Source organism: Acaryochloris sp. IP29b_bin.137 (genome assembly GCF_028285745.1).
Taxonomy (GTDB): Bacteria; Cyanobacteriota; Cyanobacteriia; order Thermosynechococcales; family Thermosynechococcaceae; genus Acaryochloris.
This window is the reverse complement of record NZ_JANQOP010000009.1, coordinates 14,786-37,850: the sequence shown is the minus strand read 5'-3', so window position 1 is coordinate 37,850 and position 23,065 is coordinate 14,786. Positions and strand designations below refer to the sequence as shown.

Annotated in this window: 13 protein-coding genes; 7 read left to right on the top strand and 6 right to left on the bottom strand. The window is 49.2% G+C overall.

The window, feature by feature from the left end; genetic code table 11:
- Positions 1-197: 197 nt before the first annotated feature.
- Positions 198-3,413, bottom strand: coding sequence for a glycoside hydrolase family 15 protein (locus Q0991_RS00640; RefSeq protein WP_299484566.1), 3,216 nt, complete (start codon positions 3,411-3,413; stop codon positions 198-200).
- 625 nt (positions 3,414-4,038) lie between these two features.
- Between Q0991_RS00640 and Q0991_RS00635 the strand changes: the two genes are divergently transcribed.
- The 3 genes from Q0991_RS00635 to Q0991_RS00625 all read left to right on the top strand — a co-directional run bounded on the left by Q0991_RS00635 (position 4,039) and on the right by Q0991_RS00625 (position 8,660).
- Entirely contained in the window at positions 4,039-6,174 is a 2,136-nt protein-coding gene (locus Q0991_RS00635) for an ATP-binding protein (protein ID WP_299484565.1), read from the top strand.
- A gap of 36 nt (positions 6,175-6,210) precedes the next feature.
- Complete coding sequence (locus Q0991_RS00630; protein WP_299484564.1) at positions 6,211-7,758, top strand: FAD-binding oxidoreductase; 1,548 nt, start codon at positions 6,211-6,213, stop codon at positions 7,756-7,758.
- Positions 7,759-7,859: 101 nt separating this feature from the next.
- On the top strand, positions 7,860-8,660 hold the full coding sequence (locus tag Q0991_RS00625) for an HAD hydrolase-like protein (protein ID WP_299484563.1): 801 nt from the start codon (positions 7,860-7,862) through the stop codon (positions 8,658-8,660).
- Positions 8,661-8,662: 2 nt separating this feature from the next.
- On the opposite strand, the gene Q0991_RS00620 is transcribed toward Q0991_RS00625, so the two are convergent.
- Together Q0991_RS00620 and Q0991_RS00615 are read right to left on the bottom strand one after the other, a co-directional pair.
- Positions 8,663-9,556 (bottom strand): ribonucleotide reductase, encoded by an 894-nt coding sequence (locus Q0991_RS00620; protein ID WP_299484562.1) that lies wholly within the window; start codon positions 9,554-9,556, stop codon positions 8,663-8,665.
- 38 nt (positions 9,557-9,594) lie between these two features.
- Positions 9,595-11,544: an adenosylcobalamin-dependent ribonucleoside-diphosphate reductase gene (locus Q0991_RS00615; protein WP_299484561.1), complete on the bottom strand. Its 1,950-nt coding sequence runs from the start codon at positions 11,542-11,544 to the stop codon at positions 9,595-9,597.
- Positions 11,545-12,156: 612 nt separating this feature from the next.
- Here Q0991_RS00615 and Q0991_RS00610 point away from each other — a divergent pair.
- Positions 12,157-14,169, top strand: a complete 2,013-nt coding sequence (locus Q0991_RS00610; RefSeq protein ID WP_299484560.1) for an AarF/ABC1/UbiB kinase family protein — start codon at positions 12,157-12,159, stop codon at positions 14,167-14,169.
- 17 nt (positions 14,170-14,186) lie between these two features.
- Here the strand turns inward: Q0991_RS00610 and Q0991_RS00605 are convergent, their stop codons facing one another.
- The gene (locus Q0991_RS00605) at positions 14,187-15,359 is read right to left on the bottom strand and encodes an SPOR domain-containing protein (protein WP_299484559.1); all 1,173 of its coding nucleotides are present in this window, start codon (positions 15,357-15,359) and stop codon (positions 14,187-14,189) included.
- Positions 15,360-15,943: 584 nt separating this feature from the next.
- Between Q0991_RS00605 and Q0991_RS00600 the strand changes: the two genes are divergently transcribed.
- On the top strand, positions 15,944-16,417 hold the full coding sequence (locus tag Q0991_RS00600; RefSeq protein ID WP_299484568.1) for an allophycocyanin subunit beta: 474 nt from the start codon (positions 15,944-15,946) through the stop codon (positions 16,415-16,417).
- A 101-nt stretch (positions 16,418-16,518) separates the two neighbouring features.
- Here the strand turns inward: Q0991_RS00600 and Q0991_RS00595 are convergent, their stop codons facing one another.
- Positions 16,519-17,556, bottom strand: coding sequence for an SIS domain-containing protein (locus tag Q0991_RS00595; RefSeq protein ID WP_299484558.1), 1,038 nt, complete (start codon positions 17,554-17,556; stop codon positions 16,519-16,521).
- A 2-nt stretch (positions 17,557-17,558) separates the two neighbouring features.
- Positions 17,559-20,066, bottom strand: coding sequence for a protein phosphatase 2C domain-containing protein (locus tag Q0991_RS00590; protein ID WP_299484557.1), 2,508 nt, complete (start codon positions 20,064-20,066; stop codon positions 17,559-17,561).
- 216 nt (positions 20,067-20,282) lie between these two features.
- Between Q0991_RS00590 and Q0991_RS00585 the strand changes: the two genes are divergently transcribed.
- The gene (locus tag Q0991_RS00585) at positions 20,283-21,893 is read left to right on the top strand and encodes a radical SAM protein (protein WP_299484556.1); all 1,611 of its coding nucleotides are present in this window, start codon (positions 20,283-20,285) and stop codon (positions 21,891-21,893) included.
- 527 nt (positions 21,894-22,420) lie between these two features.
- Positions 22,421-23,035: a CAP domain-containing protein gene (locus Q0991_RS00580; RefSeq protein WP_299484555.1), complete on the top strand. Its 615-nt coding sequence runs from the start codon at positions 22,421-22,423 to the stop codon at positions 23,033-23,035.
- Positions 23,036-23,065: the final 30 nt, after the last annotated feature.

Here is a 23,065-nt window from a genome sequence, read left to right as displayed (position 1 = left end):
GCAACTGAAACCCCATAAACGACTCAATTACCAGAGAGGCATGAGGGCGCTATCACTGATTCAGAACACATTGTGAAACCCTTGTCATCCCCAAAGCTCACGTCTATATCGTCTGCTGCAGGTAAATTTTTGATTTGGGGCAGATCACTGAAACGCGATCTGCCCCAAATCACTGGAGTCGTATTAGGAAGTCTATGCTATACCGCCATTGCCGTTTGGCTCACTTCAATTAAGAAACGTAGAGCCATCACGACATAGGGGCCATTCTGTTGCGCAGGCATTTTGTAGAACGCTTGCCAAGCTCTAGCTTTATCCTCGTCGTAGACCGCTACTCGCTCAGGATGAGCATCCCACCAAGCCAGCCGCACTGCATGACCAATAATCACATCTAAAACCAAATGATCATCAAACTGTAGATCGGGATTGGCTTCCACCACATGGGCTAGCTCGAGCAATGCCTCAACATTGAGCTGTCGATATTCTGGGGCCGGGATTCTGTTAAGCAGATGCTCAATTAACAGGGCAAAATTGGTTTCTCCTTCCGTCATCTCCGACAGTAAGTGTTCGCTATCCAGACGGTTCCTGCGATCCAGCTTTTCACCAATCACAATACCGTGGGTGTGTTGCAACAGACGCCAAACTTTGATGTAAAACTCTCGCGGCACTCGGTTAAGCGATCCTTCCACCTGACGCTTCACCAACCAGTCTTCGGGTTCGGAATCATCCCCCTGAAGAATAGGCTGGGTCAGCCCCCAATTGACCTCACTCGTGCAGCGAGCAATGTGCAAAGACTCTTGTTGATGCAAACTCTTATTCACCTGATCGTAGGCAGAAAGAACCTGGCGTAAACGAGATTTCAAATGGTATGGACTGAGTCGGGTCAGCGTCTCATAGGCTTCATCTTGGGTCACTTGCTGCTCACGGGCAATTTCAGTGGTGAGTAACAAAATTAGATAGCCAATTCTCAGGGTCAGTAAACCTTTCACCAATAGAGGTTTTGATTTAGTCAACAGGTCAAGGTAGATCAGAATTTCTTGGGTGAGCACGCGATCGCGTTCATCTTCCCGACAGAATTCATTGATACGGGCCACAATCTCCTGGGCAGATAAAGGCATATTGATCAACGAATGCTCGTTGTAAGAGCGCCCAACCAGGATTTGCTTTTGATGGGCCAGCAGGTTGGTGACGGCATCAGACAAACTAATATCCACCATATTTAACAGCCCTGCGGCTCGCCGAACAATCGACCAGTGCTCTGCTTGAGCTGCATTCAGGTAGACTTCAGTCAAAAGAATGCGGAGCGATACCGTTTGATCGGACGCCCAACTGATATCGTCATCCAGAGAACGCTGACGAATCAGCAGGTGTAGTATTTCGACCTGCTCATATAAATTCTCTGACTGCTTAAGGGTGCTCAGTAACGTATCGATATGCTGATTGAGCTCCAAGGTCTGCTCTTGCAAATGAGGCAGAGGATGGCAGTGGTCTACCTTGAAAGATAGAAGTTGCGTGGGGGCCTGATCGCCATAATCATGGGATGGTGGCGTCTGCTCTAGCCCAGCAATATCGATGACCGCACTGCAGTCTATAAAGTCACTCAAGACTCCCACCTGGATCTGACCTGAGACTTGCGATTCTCCAGAGGCTAGCGATTGCAACAATTCCATCAATGGAGCCTGCCCCATTTTGAGCATGCGATGGGTGAGGAGTAGCGTTAGGGTTGGGGGTTGATCGGCGATCCAATAGCGCTGTACATAAGCCAACTCACTTTGAATTTGCGAGATCAGGAAGTGAATATCAAGGGTCAGATAAAACTCGCGATTATCAATAAAGGACGGCAAAAAGACCATGGTTTCCCCGGCAACCCGATAGAGATGGGAAGTCATTAACGTCCGCATCCGCTTATGGGGCCGCCCGGAAAGGCCTAGTGCCAGATTCTGACCGAGCTGGTGGTAGATATCCGTTAAATCATGAGCGGGTCGAACCTGTAGTGGGGCAATCTCTTCTAAGGTTTCTGCGGTAATCCCTGCGGCTGCTAAGGTTTCTTGTAAGGCTTGATCTTCCGCCAGCAATGCCACTTGCAAGGTTTCCGTTCCTAACTTTTTTGCTTGGGTCTGATGATGGCGTCCTAATGGATCAATATCATCCAAAGTGATCAACCCTTCATCAACCAGTTGTCCCAACAGGTATAAACTCTGAGCCCAGACAAGAGGGATATTTTGATTAGGCACTCGGTCTTGACTATGGGGGACCGCTTTTTCGGCTTCTACCTGTTCTTCCGGGACAATGTACAGTTCTGGCAGTAGTGACCAGCCATCCTGCTCCACGCCCAATGCTTGTAGTCGAGTTTTATAGAAAGTGGATTGAGCTGTATCGCCCCGAAACAGGCTATCTAGGAATGAATAGGTGAAAAAGAGCGGCCATTCACTTTCAATATCTTCAAACTGCTTCAGTTCCCAGGTTTCATAGTGCAAGCGGGTATGGTCTTCGAGGACGGTTTGATGGCCGTCTCGCAAAAAGCGTTTGCAGCCGTAGCGGCCTTGCAATTTATCGATGATTTTGGTGCGGGTTCGGTCTACGAGGGTGCGATCACACACCGCAAATGCCGGAAAGCCAATCACGCTTAGCACTGCAGCATCCACCTCTTTCGATTTAGACTCCCTTGGCAATAGGGCCGCCAACTTCATCTCTGTGCGGGCAATCTCATCTGCCATCACATGGATCACTGCTTTGGGACCGCCCCGCGCCCCCATAATATTTAGGCCATTCATCGCTTCTAGAGCAGCTTTGGCCATGCCCACCGAACTGGCGTTAATCTCAGCCGTCCCCGTATTAATTTTGTTGCCCCGCTCCCAAATCCCATAGTCCGGCGTCCGGTAAGCGCGGGAAATGTAATAAACCAGGTTTTGCACAAAATGGACTTCGTCCAAGCTGTAAACCATCAGCAAGCCAGACGCGGTCATCTGGGCCATCATCAATAAAAATAGCGAGGTGGCATCAATTTGTAAGTGCCCCCAGGCATCATCATCAACAACCACATCTCCGGTTGGGGTATCGTACTTGGCATGGAGTGCATCTAGTGGTGCTTGAGTATGCTTAAACGTCTCCACTTTGTGGGCCTGCCGCATCATCGCTCGCAGCAACCCCCGCATCAGTCTGACAACGCTTTGCTCAAGCAACAGCGTCCGGCCTGGATCAGACTGATCTTTGCGGTAGGCTAAAGCCAAACCCCAAACCGCCAGAATGCTGTAGACATTGTCACGGACCCAGGCATCGGTATAATCTCCATGAATATTTACAGCCGTGCTGGCAGGCAAAAGGCCACTGACCGGATGCTGCCGCGACAGAATCATGGCGTTCATTTGTCGGTAATAATCGTCCAGCCGATCAGACTGCAAAGAAGTCGTGGTCATAGTTGATGGAGCCTAAAAAATGCTAATTCTGGGATTGAGTGGACAACGTTTTTGTTAGGATTCCCCTTGATATGAAACGCTACACTTTCACTGCAATAAAATACTGGTTTTAAGCCAAATATGCCGACTAACCCTGGAAAAGACTAGCTCAGCGGCCCCATCCCCTTGCAGGGATGGTCACACATTCTCCTTGTCCAGAGGATACTCAAGCCGGTGAAAGTTGAAGCGAGTTTATTTCTTAGCTCTCGTGGTTATAGTCAACCCCAGGAACTTGTTCTTAGCAGATGAATTTGGCTTTTTGATTCGGGCGATGGGGGACGAATCCAACCCTCGGCTGAGGACCAGAGGTGTTTAGCGTCAACTCCCCAATCTCGAGATACGCCTGAATAGACATTATTCTTATTTAGGTTAGAGTCGAGGTATGCTTGGAAAATTGCTGTACTGTTGCGAAGCGAATGCCAAGAGGCAAATAATAGCAGAATAGCTAAACTATCCTTTCAGAGAGAAACAATTTACCTCCATGACACAATTGTCATTAAGTGCAATTCAGTAAGCAATAGAGGCATACTACGGTCATCTCTCCTATATCTAACCATTCACCCTACCGCGACTGATAGTCCAAATCGTGAGTAATCTTGAGCAGGATCAAAGACAACGTTTCAGACATTTATTCATCATTGATGATGCGGAAGGGCGTCGAACTATCTCCCTAGAAGCTGCCACCTATTCCATTGGCCGAGACGTGACCAATTCCATCGTGTTGCACTCCAAGATGGTGTCTCGCCAACATGCGATTTTGCTCCGGGTCACTGCCCCTGAAACCTCCAACTTTCTTTTCCGCATTATCGACGGTGATTTGCAAGGGAAGCGCAGCACCAATGGTTTAATTGTGAACGGTCGCCGCCTGTTTTCCCATGACCTCAAGCATGGAGACGTGGTGATATTTGGTGGCGATGTCAAAACCAAATACTTTGTGGTATCCAATATCTCTGATGCTGATTTTGATAAGTTCTGTGAGGCAACAGACTTATCCATGATTTTGTCTCAGTCCGTCAATCCCTTCCAAACCTTGGTTCCGGATGACGATGACTTGCATAACATGAGCGAAGCCTCTTTGGTGCGGATGGCGTCCTTCCCAGAATTAACGCCCAGCCCCATTCTAGAAATGGATTTGCAGGGAACCGTGACTTATCTCAATCCCGCTGCTGTCATGCAGTTTCCTGATATCTCAACGGAGGGGGTTGATCACCCGATGTTGCAGGGACTCTTGAAGATGATGCAAGCGGAACATTCTTCCAAGAGCAATTTCTTTGTCCGGGAAGTGGAAATTGATGACAAGATCTACGAACAATCCATCCACTACATTATCGAGAGCGATCTGGTGCGCAGCTACGTCACCGATATCACAGAGCGTAAGCGAGCAGAAGAGAAACTTCGACATACTGCTCAGCGAGAATCAATTATCAACCGCATTGTCCAAGCCATGCGCGGGACAATGGTGACGGCTGAAGTATTGCAAATTACGGTAGGACTCTTAACGGAAGCGTTAGGGGCCAGCCATTGCCTGATTGTGCAAATGAATACGGATGGTGAACTGGCGGATCATTATGTCAGTGACACCGCGATTGGTCGTCAGGATTTAATTCAGGCGAATGAGCTTTTTCTGCGGCATTCCCAAGAGACTTTAGCTCAGGGGCAGCAGGTTGTATTCTCTGACACCCATGATTTAGATCTTGAATTAGTCTCCATTTGCGATCAGTGTCAAATTCAGACGTTGTTAATCTCGCCACTGCTCTATCTGCAAAATTATTTGGGCAGTATTAGTCTTTTCTATTGCCACGATCAAGCAGAAAATTCTACTCCTACAGAAACGCGGACTTGGAATGCTGATGAGCGCGGACTCGTGAAAACCATTGCGGATCAATGTGCGATCGCAATTCATCAAGCCCAACTTCACCAACATGTCCAAGATCTGAATACCAACTTGGCCCAACAGGTGGAGGACCGCACCGCCCAACTCCAGCAAAAAATGCGAGAGCTAGAGCGCTTGAATAGCCTCAAAGATGATTTTCTGAGCACCGTTTCCCATGAATTGCGGACCCCCATGTCCAACATCAAAATGGCGATTCATATGCTCAGTCAGTTCCCTCTAGAGCCTCGTCAACGCCGCTACATCAAAATTCTGGACGCTGAATGTAGTCGAGAAACTGAACTGATCAACGATCTGTTGGATCTGCAGCGACTGGAAGCAGGGGGCAATCAAATCAAGTCCGAACCGATCAAAATCCAAATCTGGTTACCGCGGGCCTTAGAACCGTTTCAATCGAGAATTAAAGATCGGGAACTTAACCTGCGGGTGAACTGCGATCAAAGCATCCCTACCTTCCACTCCGATCGGGTCAGCCTAGACCGAATATTGGCAGAACTGTTGAACAATGCCTGCAAATACACCCCCCAAGGCGGTGAAGTCTCCCTCACCCTCCAGTATCTGGAGTTCCCTAAACCCATGTTGCGCTTGCAGGTCACGAATGAAGCAGAAATTCCTGAGCAGGAGTTGCCCCGTATCTTTGATAAGTTTTATCGGGTTCCTAATGCCGATCCCTGGAAACAAGGGGGAACCGGTTTAGGTCTAGCTTTAGTCCAAAAGCTAATCGAGCAACTTGATGGGGAAATTTCTGTTTCCAGCCGTCAGGGAACCACTACCTTTATCGTCAAATTACCCTATCGATCGTCTTTGGCCCCCGCTGCCGACGCCAATTAGGTATCTTCAAAATAGATGTCTCTTGGTGTCTTCTGAATGCCCTCGACTGCAGATTTACTAGCCACCCTGCCTGCGCCATTTCTCGCCAATTTGCACCAGGCCGATCGTCGCTGGAGCCAACTGCGCCAAGGCCCCCCTGCCCAGACTCCCACTGTCGTCCAAGAAAGTACCGAACGACTAGGAAACGTTGATTGGGATGTAGTGATTTGTGGTGGCACCCTCGGCGTGATGATTGGCACCACTCTGGCTTTGCGGGGCTGGCGGGTCTTAATTTTAGAGCGAGGCATTCTCAAAGGGCGTGAGCAGGAATGGAATATCTCCAGGGCTGAACTGTCGGTATTGGTAGAGCTTGAGTTACTGACGGCAGCGCAACTGGAAACGGCCATTGCTAGCGAGTTTAATCCCAATCGAATTCAGTTTATGGGTGGACCTGCGGTTTGGGTCAAAGATGTCCTCAATGTAGGGGTTGACCCCGTTTATTTGTTGGATGCGCTTAAAGCCAGATTTCTAGAGGCTGGTGGTCACCTACAAGAGCAGACAGCCTTCTCTAATGTTGTGGTTCATCCCGATGGGGTGGTGATTCAAACCGACACGACCCTGACCGCTAGACTGATGTTGGATGTAATGGGACATTTTTCGCCCGTGGCAGCCCAGGCCCGTCAAGGACAGACACCTGCTGGTATTTGCTTAGTGGTTGGCACCTGTGCGGACGGATTGCCGAGGCGAGATACCGGGGATTTACTGGTCTCTTTTACGCCAATTGAAGATCGATGCCAGTATTTTTGGGAAGCGTTTCCGGCTCGGGATGGTCGAACCACCTATATGTTTACCTATGCCGATCTGCATCCCCAGCGCCCCAGTTTGGAGCATGTGTTTAACCATTACCTGGAACGGTTACCGGAGTATCAAGATACGGATTTAGCCAATGTCAAGATTCTGCGGGCTTTATTTGGTATGTTTCCCAGCTATGAACAAAGCCCACTTCAGTACCCTTGGGACCGGATGATGCCATTGGGCGACAGCAGCGGTAGCCAATCGCCCCTAAGCTTTGGTGGATTTGGAGCGATGATTCGTCATCTGCGTCGTCTAGATGCAGGGATTCATGAAGCGTTAAGTGCCGATGCGTTGGCGAGTCAAGACCTCAACCTATTGCAGCCCTACCAGCCGAATCTATCCGTCACCTGGCTGTTCCAGCAATCCATGCGGACTCCCGCCGATCGAGATCTGAATCCTCAGCAGATTAACCAGCTCCTTAAGATCGTTTTCCGGGAAATGGAGAAATTAGGAGACCCCGTTCTCAAACCGTTTCTTCAAGATATTGTCCAGTTCCCAGCCCTTTCTCAAACGTTATTGCAAATCTCCCTGCGTCATCCGCAACTCACACCCCAAATTTTGGGACATGTGGGGTTAGGGGCATTGTTGAAGTGGATCCCCCATTATTTACGCCTGGGCTTTTATAACGAATTGTATCGCCTTATTCCTGCCCTCCAACAGTGGAGTCAATCCTTAAGCCCGAAACAACAATATTACTGGCAACGTCGATTTGATGGATGGACTTATGGCACTGGGCACGATTATGAGTGAGTCTTGGTCCAAAAGCCCGCATAAACTTTTCTCTACCAGATCCATAAAAAAGTGTTAAATTTAAGTAAAGATATATTACTGACTCCCAGTCAGTCCTGCTCATGACGGGTGCGCCAGCCTTCACTATTTCAAGATCCACCGCAGAGACTGCCCAACCAGTAGTGGAAGCTGACTGGCCTAGATCTCAAGGAACGTCCCAACTTACTATCTTTTGTGATCTGGATGGCCCCCTGATTGATGTCTCTCAACGGTATTACAAAACCTATCAACTTGCCCTAGCAGAGACCCAAGCCCATATGCAGGCTCAGGGTGGGACCGCCTCGCTCACGCCCCTAGACCTTGCCCAGTTTTGGAGCATGAAGCAATCGAAGCGGCCTGATATCGAGATTGCCTACTTGTCTGGACTCTCTGGCCCCTGGATTGACTGCTTTATGCAGCAGGTTCAAGCAATTGTGAACCAACCTCTGCTGCTCCAAGAAGACCGTCTTCAACCCGGTGTCCATCAAGCCCTAGAACACCTGCTCAATCAAGGTGCACAACTGGCGGTTGTTACCCTCCGCTGCCAAGATCAAGTCGAACAAGTTTTATATCAGCACCAGCTAGCCCGCTACTTCCGCCTGGTTCGGGGAACGGATGATACTCAAGCCGCCTACAAAAACTATGCTGTTTGCAAACAAGCCCTAATCCAGGACGCCATCAATGCTATGGGGCTAACCCATTATGAGCAAATCTGGATGATTGGCGATACGGAAGCAGATGTGTTGGCTGCCCAATCCATGAAGATTAAGACGATTGCTTTAACTTGTGGAATGCGTAATTATGCTTTCCTCCACAGCTTGAGGCCGACCAGTATTCAAAGTAATTTGCCTACAGCAGTTCGTGATTTAGTTGTAGCGCCTTAACCCTAGCTACAGCTACTATATCCACACACCACACAGGCACCGCCAGAACAGCCGTTGACCTGATGGAGTTCGGCTCCACACTCTGGGCAGATAGACGCTGCATGATCATGGTCTGCAATGGTGGTCCACACCTCAGCAGGCATCAGTGCCGTTTGGCTACCATTGCCATTCCCGTTATGGCCATTGCCATTCCCGTTCCCGTTCCCGCTGTGGCCGTTATGCTTTGGAGGAGCGGCCTGTTCCTGGCTAGGCTGGGTTGGTGTCAAGGTGGTAGGGGCTTCCTGTAAGACCTTACCGATTAAATCGGCTAATCCTAAGAAACGGTTGGGACCCAACCCTTCCGAATCAGCGCCCCGAATGCCGCGAATTTGACGAGCGATGTCAGGGATCGGGATTTGGTTCGTGAGTAATACGTTGATCAAGCGTGCGATCGCTTCACAAAGCGACTGAACTTCAGTGCCTGACTTACCAACGGTAACCCAAATGGATTGCAAGCCACTATCTCCGTAAGTCAGGTGGATCTCAACCTGCCCCCAAGTAAACGTAGAGATAGTTCGGGTAAGGGCATGGGAGTAAGCCCCTGGCTGAGCGATAGGTAGAGGGTTAGACGCAGTTTTAGGTTCAACGGTAGGAGATGCCGCCTCTTCAGCCTCACTGTTTGTCAGGGTTGAGTCCTCATCAGTTGGGTCAGATGGGCTATCCTCTCCAACCACAGTGGCTGGATCCATAAAAGCACTGGGGAATTCGGCAATGAGCTGCTGTAGCTGAGAATCAAGTGCCGGGTCGATATGAGGCAATGACGCTGAATTGCCAGCCTCGCCCTCAGTGGTCAACACCTGTTGAAAGGCCTCGGGGAAGCTATCCATTAAGCCTAATAAGTCATCCGTTTGAGCCATGCTAGTTCCTTCTGCTGCGTCTTGCTAAGTGATGGGGACTAGGAGTCTTTCTCGCTATTACCCACCTTGATGGGTTCAGAATCTAAGGTGCCAGACCGATAAATAGTGACGCCCTTTAATCCTGCTTTTTCGGCCAACCGATAAATCTGCTTAATTTCCTCCACCGTGGCATGGGCCGGGAGATTAATGGTTTTGGAAATCGAAGAATCAATCCAGCTCTGCCATTTGGACTGCACCAGGATATGCCATCCGGGTGGAATCTCCCGAGCAATCTTAAAACTGCGGGCTATATCTGGATGCTGTTTGCCATAGTTGGTATCTGCAAGAGATCCCGTTTGTTTGACGACTTCAGCATCTGCTTCCGGTAGGTTCAACTCATCCAGATAAGGATTGAGAATTTGCACCCAATTTTGTTGGCTGCGAGAGGCATCCACAAACACTTGCTTCCACAGGGTTAACCCAAAGTCAGGTTCAAAGGCCCAAGAACAAGCTGCCAGCTGTGCGATACTGCCCGTCGGCGCAATAGAGAGAACCGTAGAATTGCGGCGAGGCACTTGGGTCAAATCTTGACGGTCGCTATTTTGAGCTTCAATACCGTTATAGGGGTGACCTTCACTATCGACCCAGCGTTCGAACGGATTGCCAGTCCGAATCTCTTTAATCTGATCCCAAACGCCGCAGGCTCCTTTCTCGGCAGCGATGGTTTCTGAGGCTCGATAGGCATGATCTGCAATCCAGCCGCCCCAGCGATCAATTTCTTCTAGGTGCTGGGCTGAATCATAGGGAATCCGAGCGAGTTTCAGGTAATCGGCCCACCCCATAATGCCTAGACCCAGCTGGCGGAAAACATGGCGAACATTATGCTTTTGGTCGGGGGTGGCAAATTCAGACACATCCAACACGTTATCGAGGAAACGAATAGCGATTTTGACGGTTTCGGCTAAATCCTCCCAATCAATCTCCACCTTGCCCTCTGGATTGCGACTCACAAACTTGGTGAGGACCAGGGAACCGAGATTGCAAGCCGAGTTGGGCGGCAAGAAAATTTCCCCACAAGGATTCGTGCAGGTGACAAAATCGCGAATCGGACTACGACGCTTGGCATTGTCGATCAGGAGTAAGCCTGGATCTGCAGTGGCATGGGCATTTTCGGCCATGGCCTGCCAGAGTTTATTGGCTTTCTCATCCCCTTGATCAAGCTTGGTAAAGAACTCATCATCGAGCTGAACCGAGATGTTGGCGTTATGCCATCTGCGATCGCGTTTTCCTTCCGGGTTCAAATGGGTTTCCACCCAAGCAGTGCCAACCTCCGTATGCAAGGCTTTGAGCTTTTCCTGCTTGTTCTGAGAGGGGGTATCACTTTGCGCAATTTGGGCCAACTGCTCGATCATCGACTTAGCAAAATTGGCATCGATAGTGGACTGGGTTTTAGCCTGAATAAATTCCCAAATATCTGGGTGCTTCCAGTTCATCGAAAAGAGGAACGCTCCCCGACGGGCCTTGTTGCCAGTCGTGATTTTCTTGGAGTTCTCGGACACCATATCCAAAACAGCACAGGGCCCCAGCGCCTTTCCATCTTGGAACGGTGCGCCCTTGTGGCGAATATATCCCTTGGTTCCTTCTGCCCCAATATTTATCCCTACTCCACCTCTAAACTTAGTGGTGAGGACCGAGTCAGACACCAACTTAGTAATGTCGTGGATATGATCTTCAGCGGAAAGGACAAAACAATTGAGCAATCCTCGGGTGCCATGGTTACAGTTGGCCAAAATGGACCCGCCAGGCACAAACTTCATCGGTTGCAGAATCGATAGAAATTTCTCTTGCCAGTAGCTTTGCTGCTCAGGGGTCGCCTCCGCGCTGGCCACATAGGCCGCAACTCGGTGAACCACATCTTCCCAGGAGACTTCATCTTCGATGAGATATTTTTGGAGAACCGCTTTTTGGGATTCGCTGAGATCAGTCGTTAGAGATTGAGTGGCAACCATAGTACATCTAGCGTTGAGGTTAGAAGAACAGAGTGGATTCGCACTGTGCAGAATTTAATTTTCCAAGTATTGCACGGCTAGTCCGTCAAGCGATAAGCAGCGACGCAACAAATGAAGAATACTCTACAAGCACTATATGTATGGTCGTTAACCATAGATAAACACTATATATGCTCATCACCGTTTCTGACACCCTTATTCAAACAAACTTAGCGCTTGTCTTCCTAGCCCCTCCAATGAGGCTGTAAAGCCCACCTAGCTTGAACTACTGATCAATGTTTTAAGCCTGCATCCTGATACAACAGGTTCATTATCTTAATTGTTTTTTTAGTTGAGCCCTACGATACTCAATGCCTGACCACCGTCATTCAGGCCTTTGAACTTTGAACAAAGACGATTTGATTGACTGGTTTGGATAAGAGGAACCTGCGATCCCAACTGCCCCGGTTAATCTTCGACATTGAGCAAACTCTTATCCCCCAACAGAAAGACAGCTTAATTGTTACAATGCTTAACAAGAGACAGTATCTTACTATCCTGGTCCGTGCAGTGACGTGCAGCGATTAGTCATGTTGATACTTCTGAGTAGTTTTGTCCCAGACCTTCACAACTATGACCTTGGCTGAATCGACTTCCCCGCGCTCCCCATCACTGCCTGCTGCAGAACCCACAGCACCTTTTTCTGCGGAAACCACAACTGCGATCGCAACGGCAACACCAGGGAACCTGCCTTCCGCGACTGCCTTCGAGGCGTATGATCCAGCCAAAATACAACAAAAATTTCAAGGCCAGATTTTTCGCGTGCTTCAGCGTTGGGTGACCATCCTTTGGCCTTTTCTCCTATTGCTGGGGCGGCGCTGGTGGGACAAACGCACTCCATCCACTCCAGAACGGCAAAAGCGTCGTGCGGTCCAGTTGCGGGAGACTTTAACTGCCTTAGGTCCAGCCTTTATCAAAATTGGTCAAGCCCTATCCACCCGCCCCGATATTCTGACAGGACCTTACCTAGAAGAGCTATCCAAACTCCAAGACCAGTTGCCAGCATTTTCAAACCAGATTGCCTATCGATTTATTGAAGAAGAATTGGGACGTGCCCCCGCAGATCTGTATGCCCAACTAACCTCCGAACCCATTGCGGCTGCCTCGCTGGGTCAAGTCTATAAAGGCCAATTACACACCGGAGAATGGGTTGCCGTTAAAGTTCAACGCCCTGACCTAGCGGAACAGGTGACGCTTGATATCTATATCTTGCGTGGCTTAGCCGCCTGGGTCCAAAAAACGAACAAGTCGATTCGAAGTGACTTAGTCGGTATCTTGGATGAGTTTGCTGGGCGACTGTTCGAAGAAGTGGACTATACCCAGGAGGGACGAAACGCAGAGCGTTTTGCCCACCTATACGGCTACTTACCTGAGATCTATGTTCCTAGAATTTATTGGGAATATACCAATCGTCGGGTATTGACCATGGAATGGATTACGGGGACCAAACTCAATCAGCCCCAGAAAATCCAGGCCCAAGGCATCGATGCTCGTCATCTGATTGATGTTGGGGTGAACTGCTCTTTGCGTCAGCTTTTAGAGCATGGATTTTTCCATGCGGATCCGCATCCTGGGAATTTACTGGCGACCCCTGATGGCAAGCTCGCTTATCTTGATTTCGGGATGATGAGCGAAATTAAGCTGGAACAGCGCTATGGCCTAATTAATGCCATTGTCCACATCATCAATCGGGAGTTCGAACCGCTGGCCCACGATTATGTGCATTTAGGGTTTTTGACCCCTGACACTGATTTAGAGCCTATTATTCCAGCCTTAGGGGTTGTCTTTAACAATGCCTTGGGCGCTAGCGTTGCGGAACTCAATATCCAGAGCATTTTTGATCAGCTCTCGGAAATTATGTACGAGTACCCTTTTCGGGTTCCCTCTTATTACGCTCTGATTGTGCGCTCCCTCCTGACCATGGAAGGGATTGCCATCGGCGTGGATAAAGACTTTAAGGTCCTCAGTGCGGCCTATCCCTACGTAGCCAAACGCATTCTGACAGATCCAGCTCCTGAACTGCGAGAAAGTCTAAAAGACTTACTGTTCAAGGAAGACAGTTTTCGCTGGAATCGTCTAGAAAACTTGATGAAGAATGCCCGCAATAATTTTGATTACGATCTCAGTGGTTCCCTCGACCAAGCCCTCGATTACCTGTTCTCAGAACGAGGGGAGCTGATTCGCGATCGCATGGCCCAAGAAATCGTCAATGGTATCGATGCCTTTGGTCAAACGACTTGGCAAGGTCTGACCGCTAAGTTTCGAGCGCAGATGGGTTGGGAAGTAGATGCAGACTCTGTGGCCCATCTAGAAGCGAATTTGGGACATATCCAGCGGATTGTCGGTCTTCTACAAGACACTCCTGGATTTGATCCGGTTAAAATCGCCACCGTTATCCCCTCCCTGCTGGTCAAACCGGAAACCCAAGCACTGGGGCAACAGATTGCCACGGGATTGGCCCAGAAGGCGCTAGTGCGGATTATCCGCGAGTTTTTATTGCCGGAACCCACCGAGCCATCGCCAACAGGCTCAGCCCCCCATTACATCCCCGCTTCCCCCCTCACCCCTATGGCTAACGTCAGTTGACTAGGGTGAGTCAGACCTTAATTGGGTGCTACAATCCCTGCGGATAACCCTTGCGATCGCAACTGCTTTGCCAGCCGCTGCGCTGCCTCCAGGGTCTTTAGTGCTCCCACTTGAACTTGCTGGCCATTGGGGCCCGTCGTTAAGAAAGCGGTGGGGACAAGGTTCTGAGCTTGGCTTAAAGATGCCGCATTGTTATAGGGCAGCACCACGTAGAACAACTGGGTCTGAGACGTTTGATTCTTGACGATCGGAACAGATTCCTGTGATGGCATGGGGGTTGGGCTAGCCTCAGCTGGTGAGGGAGTGGATGGAGGGGATGAGGGGATAGGATCAGCCTTTGGCTCTAGGCGACTGAGATTGCCTAAATTGACGTCCGAAAATTCCTTCGTTGATAAGTCTGGTCCCTGTGTCGCCACGGTCGAGGAGGTGGGGGTGGGAGACGTATCGGTTGTCCCAGATGGAGCAGGCGACTCTGAATTATTCTGAGACGTAGTTGGCTGAGACCGCTTCGGCGGCCAAAGTTTTTGGCGTAAACCCGTCACGTTTAGCAACAACACGACAACAAGGGCACCCAAAATACTGAGCCCCAGCAACAGCAGTGCTTTTTGCAGGTTGAACGAGCCCACATTGGGATCAGATTCAGGCTCGATAGCCGACTCTTCTAGGTGCTGCCGCAGAGCGGTTGAAGAATCTAAATAATCTTCAATGGCAGGATCCAACCGAGACACATGGGGATCGTTTTCCTTCTCTTCCGTGGTCAAAGGTGCCCCTGCGACCGGTGAAGTCGGGTCAACGGCAGGGGATTCCAAAACGGCTTCTTGTTGTTCCAGATGATTAGGGAAAGCCTCCGAGTGCGGATCAGTTGGGGTATCGACCTGGAAGAGGGCTAGCTCCGAGGGGGTCAGATCCACAGCAATATCATCAGTGAGCTCCATATGCGGTGCGATCGGTTCTTCATCCACTGTCGGTAATGAGGGAGAAGAGGGGGACACCTGATCTGCTAAAGCGGATTCAGATGAGGCTTGAGGTAATTGATGCGGCTCGCTTGGCTGCTCTTCTTCGACCTCGGGAAGGGTGGCTAGGGTCTGATACTGCCGAAAAAGAGACATTTCAGATTCAACGGTCATGTCCAATGTACCCAGTGCAGCTTGTAACAGGGGATGGGGAGAATTGGAAGTCGGATCAGTCATAGCAGCAATAGCAAATCGGTAAAGAAGAGGATCGTTCAGTCGCATCTGAACGAACTATTAACCGTTTTATCGCATCATGAGTAATGTTCAGGAGATTTGACGGAAGCTGAGATTATCAATAACGACAAAATAGGTCTGATTGCTGGACCTAGTCTGCGTCCGGGAAGATTTTAGGTGATGCAATCCATTCCGGCTCAGCCCGCCAAGCACCAGTGGATAAACCCCTCTCCGATCCCTGGCAACCCCTCCCCACTCAGGAACATTGAATTGAATATTAAAAACTGTTACATCTGCCCTGCAGCGGTTACCGTCTTAGCTGAAAATGGTGTCGGAGGACATTGCGATCCTCACGTTAGAGTCCAATTAGTCTGAGCGATTCGTCCAGATTAAAGCTACTATTAGATATAGAGTTTATTGGTTTGGCAGCATCTGCATCCATTTTTCATCGCAGCATCGGCCCCGTCTGCTCCCGCAGACAACAGGCTTGCCCGCTATGATTTCTGGTTTGGCCTAGTGCTGGACAACTTTTAATTTTCCGATTTATCGACATTTAACAAGGAAGCAGGTAGGGAAGTTACATAATGATGGAAAACACAATCACCGCTGTGATTACCTCATTTGACCTTCAAGGTAAATACATTGATGGGAGTGCTTTACAGCAGCTCAAACATGACTTCCGAATTGATGAGCCTAGGGTCCAAGCTGCTGCCCTTATTCGAGAGAACGCGGCTGCTATTGTCAGGGATGCTGTTGCCAAGTCTCTCAGTAGCGACGAAGACACTGGTTTACAAACGACCCGCCGCTACGCTGCCTGTGTTCGCGACCTGGATTTTTACCTTCGCTATTCCACTTATGCCATGGTATCGGGTGATACTGCCATTCTTGACTCGCGAGTGCTGAATGGCTTGAAAGAGACCTACTTGGCTTTGGGTGTACCCCTCGCTGCAACCGTAAAAGCGATCCAAGCCATGAAAGACGTCACTCCCCTTTTAGTTGGCGCTGATGCAGGTCATGAGATTGCACCATATTTCGATCACCTCTGCGCCGGATTGAGCTAAGCTTTGGGTTTCCCCTTGCTTCTCTGTCTAGTGTTTCTCCTTCTAAGAATTTGACCCAGGTTGTTGTAAAAAGCAACCTGGGTTTGTTCTTGTTGGCAAGGCTATTCCTGATCTACCACCTTCCCCGACCAGCGAAATACTCCAGGTTCTAAATTCCGATCAGATGCAAGCCGAGCTGCCAGGAGCTGAATGGGCAGAATTTCTAAAATGGGATAGTACAAGGAATCGATCGCGGAGGGTAGTGCAATACTGACGCCTGCAGGTGAGCCAGGCTGTCCGATGCATACTAACCTACCGCCATAGTCCAGGATATCTGCGGCTAGGCGTAGATTGAGATCGAGGGTCGCATCTGGGCTAGTCAGAACCAGCAGCCCTAAATCGGCGGATATCATTTCTCTAGGGCCATGGCGAAACTGACCACCAGAATAGCCTTCAGCCGGTAAGCGCACCCCTTCTTTGAAAATCAAGGCCCCATTATGGGCAGTGGCTAGAGCAGGACCACGCCCAATCAGAGCCATGTAGGTAATGGCTTGAAAAGCCTCAAACGCTGCTTCCACACTGGCAGTTTTTTTGTCTAACCAGTCTTGGCAAAGAGTTGCGATCGCAGTTCCAGTTTCAAAATCCTGACTTTGTAGCTGTCCAACCAAAGCCTTGGCGACAAAATTGAGCATCAACATTGAGCTTGTGTACGTTTTCGTGGCAATCCCCACTTCTGCGCCAGCATGGGTGGGCAAAGATATATCACCATAATTTGCCAAGGTATTTTGGGCAGAATTGGTAACGCTAATCAGGACAGGAGTCTTTAAATCTTGCCGACGGCGCGTCTCTAACTGCTCAACCAATTTCTTGATTTCGATACTTTCGCCCGATTGCGACACCACCACCATCACTTCGCAGGTCCCCAGTAATGATGGCAAGTAGTGAATTAAGGTAGAGGTTTCCAGATGTAAGGCGGTTCTACCTTGCTGATTTAGATAGAACCAAGCTGGATAAAGTGCATTATAGGAAGCGCCCATCCCCGATAGCACAATCAGGCCGGAATCAGCTATTAGCTGAGACCATACCTGACTCTGTTGATAAGTTTGAATCAGAGCGTGTAAAATCTGAGGCTGTTCTTGGACATCCGACCAGTAAGTCATAACTAAGGCTCAGACTCAGAGCCTATGGGGGCACCAGCCGGAATATCCTTTCCCTCTAATGGTGAGGGAGCACAAGCTTCTTGCTGATCCGCACTCAACTTATTAGCCGAAATGATTTCTGCCACAAAAGGGGCCAGTTTGGATTGATCGACCCATCCTATTTGAGGCTTGAAGGCAGTCACCGGGGCATCCGGTTCACTCTCTAATGCTTTTGGTCTTTTATCAATCAGCTGGGTTGTTGGAGATAAATCGGGTTCGGTGCCATCTTTCTCTAATTTTTCCTTCAACTTATCAGGCGTTAAACTCCCTGCGCCTTCCTGTCCTGGCTGACCCTTATCTTGTCCCAATACTGTTCGACAAGTTCGAATCCGTAGAGCCCGGATAGGTACTTCAGGTACGGACACATCTGAGTCTACAGGTTGAGGGAAAAAACCATCCACCACGACCAGGCTCCCAGTAGGAACAGCAATCTTTTTCTCCTCTAAGGATAAGGGGGATGAGTCTGAGGCCTCATCTGTATCTTGAGTTAACAAATCTTTTGGATCCTCAACCACAGAGAGTTCAACAGACGGATCATCTGTGCTGACTAGCCGGAGAACATCCATTTTGTTGGCATTGGCCAAGTCAGGTGGCGCGGGAGGAACAGATGAAGGCTCAGCGTCAGGCGGTACAGAGGTGGGGGCAGGTGATTCAGGAGAATTAGCAAAAGGAAACTTGAATAAGCCCTGCTGGAAAGCAACAGCCCCACCTATGCCGATGAGAAGTAGGGCCAGGATCAGCCATAGACCACTTTTCCCCCGTTTCCGGGCGAGGGGTTTCGCACGGGCCACCGCCTGGGTTTTGGGCAATACCGTGGGAGGCGTGTTATCCACAGGAGACGAATCTGCCGTTGACGGATCCTCCGGTAAACTGGTTGCACCAGATCCTTGACGTTGGCGGGTTACATGGCAATGGACGAGACCGACCGTGACGTTATCGTGACCATTTAACTGATTCGCCAACTCAATCAGACGTTTGCTAGCATTGGCTAAATCTGTTCCCCCCTGTAATAGCGGCAGCAATTCTTCCCGCCAAATCATATCAACACGATCATAGTCACTAAGACCGTCAGAACAGAGTAAGAATAAACAATCTTCGTCCAGTAGGAAGCGCTGCACCGTCGGGCGAAGGACCGATGAGGAGGCCATGCCTAAGGCCTGTACTAAGGAACCGGAAGCGGGCTGCAACAAGGCTTCCCGATAAGGGACATAGCCCAATCGCACTTCACGAGAAGCAATATCATCATCCACCATGACTTGATAACAACCCTGCGTGGTGATCAAGTAGGCACGACTATCCCCAATATGGGACACATAGATCTGGTAGGTTTGGGACAATGCGGTCACCAAGGTGGTTCCCATTCGCTGCCGATCTTGCCGCTGTTCTTGGTCGTTCCGCTGACAAATCAGATCATTGGCTTTAAAGGAAGCATTCTCTAATTCGGTAATGACTTCTGCAGGCGCAAGGTCATCAATCGGTAATTGAGTCAGATGATCGCGGAGTGCTTCAATGGCAATCCCGGATGCCACTTCTCCACCGGCATGACCACCAACCCCATCACAGACGATGGCCATCCGTTCCAATGAGTTTTGCGTGACTGACCCATCGGCAGGATAGCAAGCATCTTCATTATGTTCCCGAACCATCCCCGTATCGGTACGAGTGGCAATGTCAATTTTGACCCGATAGGCTTTATGGATATTCTCAATCCAAGTTTCTATCTGCACCAGAAGTGTTTCTGCAGACTCAATCTCGCCCCTGGCTAATTTCTCACATAAACCATCCAAAGAAGGTGCCAGCTTCCCGCCTGTCTTGGGAATCAGTTGCTGCCAGACTTGGCCCAGGTCTGCCAGGCTGGGCTCTAAGCGAAAATCATTTTCTAACTCCAATAATCGCAAGAGGGGGCCTTCTACCCGCAGGAAATCGGGTTGTAACAGACTTGAACCAACGCCCTGAATTCGGAAGGGTTGCCATAGTTGGGCCATCTGCCATAGCCAATGGAGTTGGCGTAGGGGTTGGGCCGTAGACCATGCCTCAAAAAGGGGTAAGCCAGTGCCGACAGACATTCCTCCTTGTTCACTGGGATCTAGATCGGTGTTGCTCAAGGGAGCTTGCTCTAACAACAGAATCAAAGAGGACTCTTTTTCGCCCAGGGAAAGCAACGTATAAACTTGAGGAAGATGAAGGCGGTAGGGGAAGAGCTTTAAGTAAGGAACCAGCGTTTCGGGTAGTTCTACATCCATTTTGAGCGGTAGCCCGGGTTGAGTATCAAAGACAACCCGGGGACCTCGAAACAAAAAGCGGTTTTCTAGGATGTCGCCAACTTGAAAGGTATCGGCCTTTGCACCAACCACCCACAAATACCGTTTGGGTAAATAGGTCCCGCATTTTTGACAAAACTGATCTCGATCAGAATTAACTGCTCGACATCTTAGATTGGGACAATGGAGTTGGGGGAGGGGGTTTGGCATGTGCGTTGGTAGCGGGGTTAACCCTTATCAGCAAAGTAATGATGGCCCTTACTCAAGAAACTAATGGAGATACATCACCTAGACGATAGTTTTTAAAGCTATTTTTACCTGAGAGCGATGAATGGGGAGTAACGATGTAAAGATGTTTAAACCTGCAGTGTTCCCAAAAATACAACGATTCAAATCTTTCTAGACACTAAAGTGTCTCTAGTTTACGTGTCTACCTCAATCTTTCAATCAGAGCAACTATTATTTACACCAGGAACACCAACGCCGGATGGACTTCCGCTTATTTTCGCATTTCCGAACACGTACTGTGTAGGAATTACCAGCCTGGGCTACCAGGTTGTATGGGCAATGCTCTGTACACGGCCTGATCTACAGGTTAGCCGACTTTTCACAGATGTCCACGAACCGCTCCCAACTGCACCGGAACTTTTGGGCTTTTCCCTCTCCTGGGAACTGGATTATGCCAATATTTTGCAGATATTGGAAAACTTGAATATCCCCTGGCGAAGTGCCCAGCGAACGGAGGCTCATCCGCTGATATTTGGTGGGGGACCCGTATTAACCGCGAATCCTGAACCATTTGCCGACTTTTTTGACGTTGTTCTGTTAGGGGATGGTGAAGACCTGTTAGCCCAGTTTATCGACGCCATGCAATCGGTTCGGTATGCAGCACGGACCACTCAACTCTTGACGCTAGCGCAAATCCCAGGGATTTACGTGCCCAGCTTGTATGAGGTGACCTACCAATCATCGGAGGGTGCGATCTCATCCATCCACCCTCGCTCTCCTGAAGTGCCCGCCCAGGTCCACAAACAAACCTATCGGGGGAATACCTTATCGGCTTCCACCGTCGTCACTCCTAAAGCAGCTTGGGAAAGCATCTACATGGTGGAAGTGGTGCGGAGCTGTCCGGAAATGTGTCGCTTTTGCCTCGCCAGCTATTTGACCTTACCGTTTCGAACACCCGATGCGACCCAGACCCTAATTCCCCAAATTGAAACGGGACTCAAGGTCACTAATCGCATTGGCTTGTTGGGGGCTTCGGTGACTCAACATCCTGCATTTGATCAACTCCTGGATTATTTTGCTCACCCTCAGCATGACCAAGTGCGCCTTAGTATTGCTTCAGTCCGGACCAATACCGTGACGGTAAAGCTGGCGCGTCTATTATCCCAACACGATACCCGCTCGCTAACGATTGCCATTGAAAGTGGTTCAGAGCGAGTCCGACAGATTATCAATAAGAAATTAGACAACGACGAGATTCATCAAGCGGCGGCCAATGCCTATGCAGGGAATCTTAAAGGCCTGAAGTTCTATGGCATGGTGGGTATTCCAGGCGAAACAGAGGCTGATGTGGAGGCCACCATTGACTTGATGGTGCAGCTCAAAAAGGAGGTGCCTGGGCTGCGGCTAACCTTGGGATGCAGTACCTTTGTGCCAAAAGCCCATACGCCGTTTCAATGGTTGGGGGTTAATCCCAAGGCCAAGAAATCTTTACAACTGATGCAGAAGAAGTTGCGATCTCAGGGGATCGACTTCCGACCTGAGAGTTACAATTGGTCAGTCATCCAAGCCTTAATTTCACGAGGCGATCGACGCCTTTCCCATTTGCTGGAACTGACCCGCCACTTTGGTGACTCCCTGGGTAGCTATCGACGAGCATTCAAGCAGCTCCAAGGTCAAATCCCCAGCCTAGACTTTTACGTCTTTCAACCATGGTCAACCGATCAAGTCTTACCTTGGTCTCATCTACAAGGTCCCTTGCCTACCCCCACATTACAGAAACATTTATCCATGGCAACTGATCTAATGTAGGGAATAGAATTTCTGTGATTTCCCTTGTCATCAAAAATGGTATCTACACAATCATGGTGGATCGTATTTTTACTGGAAAGGCGAACTTATCTTTAGATTGTAGGCCTCATTAATTCACATCTATGAACTGCCTTGAGATCGGTATTCACATACACATGTAATCCCTCACTTCTCCAGAATTCGGTAGTTCCACTGCACCATTTTACTTTTCTTGTCAGTTATACAAGATATAGGTTCTTCACCTGTCTCACACTGCTTTATGGTGAGATTTAAAGAGTTAACAGAACATAAATAGGGGCTCAACACATATCCGGCTTGAATTTTTATTTCTAAGCTCAAAAGTAATTTATATTCATTCCCTCACATCATTCCATTTCACGATTTCAATCGCCTAATCGTGAAATGAAGAGCCAAAGAATAGTTGTGAACGCCCATATTACGTATGGGTATTTTTGATATTTCTTCTTTTGAAAACCACCGAATTGAGTGGTTTATTTCTTGCACTCACTTTTTCCTAATCGCTCCCTATGCATCGTCAACTCCATCGTTCATTGTTGTTTGTTCTCAGTGTTGTTGGAATTGGTAGTGCTGCAACTTCTGTAGCCCTAGCCTATCCCAATCATCCATCCCAGCCCACTGAGATTTCTACAGTACAAGGATCACATCGCCATAACCCTTATCGCCCTGCTTGGTCAAAGGAAATGCTGAATGCCCATAATCAGTGGCGGCAGAGCGTCGGCATTCCTCCCCTGACTTGGTCAGATAATTTGGCAAAACATGCGCAAGAATGGGCCAACTATTTAGCGAAGGATAATTTCAAACTCTACCATCGTCCCAATAACCCCTATGGAGAGAACTTAACTTGGGCCGCTTACCAAAAGTTGTCTCCAACACAAGTCGTGAATATGTGGGGAGAAGAAGTCAAGGACTACAACTACGATACAAATCGATGTTCAGGAGTTTGTGGCCATTACACACAGCTTGTTTGGGAAAACACAACAGAAGTGGGGTGTGCCCAGGTTCGCTCTGGCCATCAAGAAGTTTGGGTCTGTAATTACAATCCACCGGGTAATTATCGAGGCCAAAAACCCTATCAAGCGCGGCTTCGCACCAACCCGTCCTTCCCTCGGCGCTTCAAGTAGATCAACCTAACCCGCTACCCATCCATAAGA

What these genes read in the sequence shown, in the direction of transcription:
- Q0991_RS00640 (WP_299484566.1), bottom strand. Translation starts at nt 3,413, where the DNA reads ATGACCACGACTTCTTTGCAGTCTGATCGGCTGGACGATTATTACCGA.
- Q0991_RS00630 (WP_299484564.1), top strand. Translation starts at nt 6,211, where the DNA reads ATGCCCTCGACTGCAGATTTACTAGCCACCCTGCCTGCGCCATTTCTC.
- Q0991_RS00625 (WP_299484563.1), top strand. Translation starts at nt 7,860, where the DNA reads ATGACGGGTGCGCCAGCCTTCACTATTTCAAGATCCACCGCAGAGACT.
- Q0991_RS00620 (WP_299484562.1), bottom strand. Translation starts at nt 9,556, where the DNA reads ATGGCTCAAACGGATGACTTATTAGGCTTAATGGATAGCTTCCCCGAG.
- Q0991_RS00615 (WP_299484561.1), bottom strand. Translation starts at nt 11,544, where the DNA reads ATGGTTGCCACTCAATCTCTAACGACTGATCTCAGCGAATCCCAAAAA.
- Q0991_RS00610 (WP_299484560.1), top strand. Translation starts at nt 12,157, where the DNA reads ATGACCTTGGCTGAATCGACTTCCCCGCGCTCCCCATCACTGCCTGCT.
- Q0991_RS00605 (WP_299484559.1), bottom strand. Translation starts at nt 15,359, where the DNA reads ATGACTGATCCGACTTCCAATTCTCCCCATCCCCTGTTACAAGCTGCA.
- Q0991_RS00600 (WP_299484568.1), top strand. Translation starts at nt 15,944, where the DNA reads ATGGAAAACACAATCACCGCTGTGATTACCTCATTTGACCTTCAAGGT.
- Q0991_RS00595 (WP_299484558.1), bottom strand. Translation starts at nt 17,556, where the DNA reads ATGACTTACTGGTCGGATGTCCAAGAACAGCCTCAGATTTTACACGCT.
- Q0991_RS00590 (WP_299484557.1), bottom strand. Translation starts at nt 20,066, where the DNA reads ATGCCAAACCCCCTCCCCCAACTCCATTGTCCCAATCTAAGATGTCGA.
- Q0991_RS00580 (WP_299484555.1), top strand. Translation starts at nt 22,421, where the DNA reads ATGCATCGTCAACTCCATCGTTCATTGTTGTTTGTTCTCAGTGTTGTT.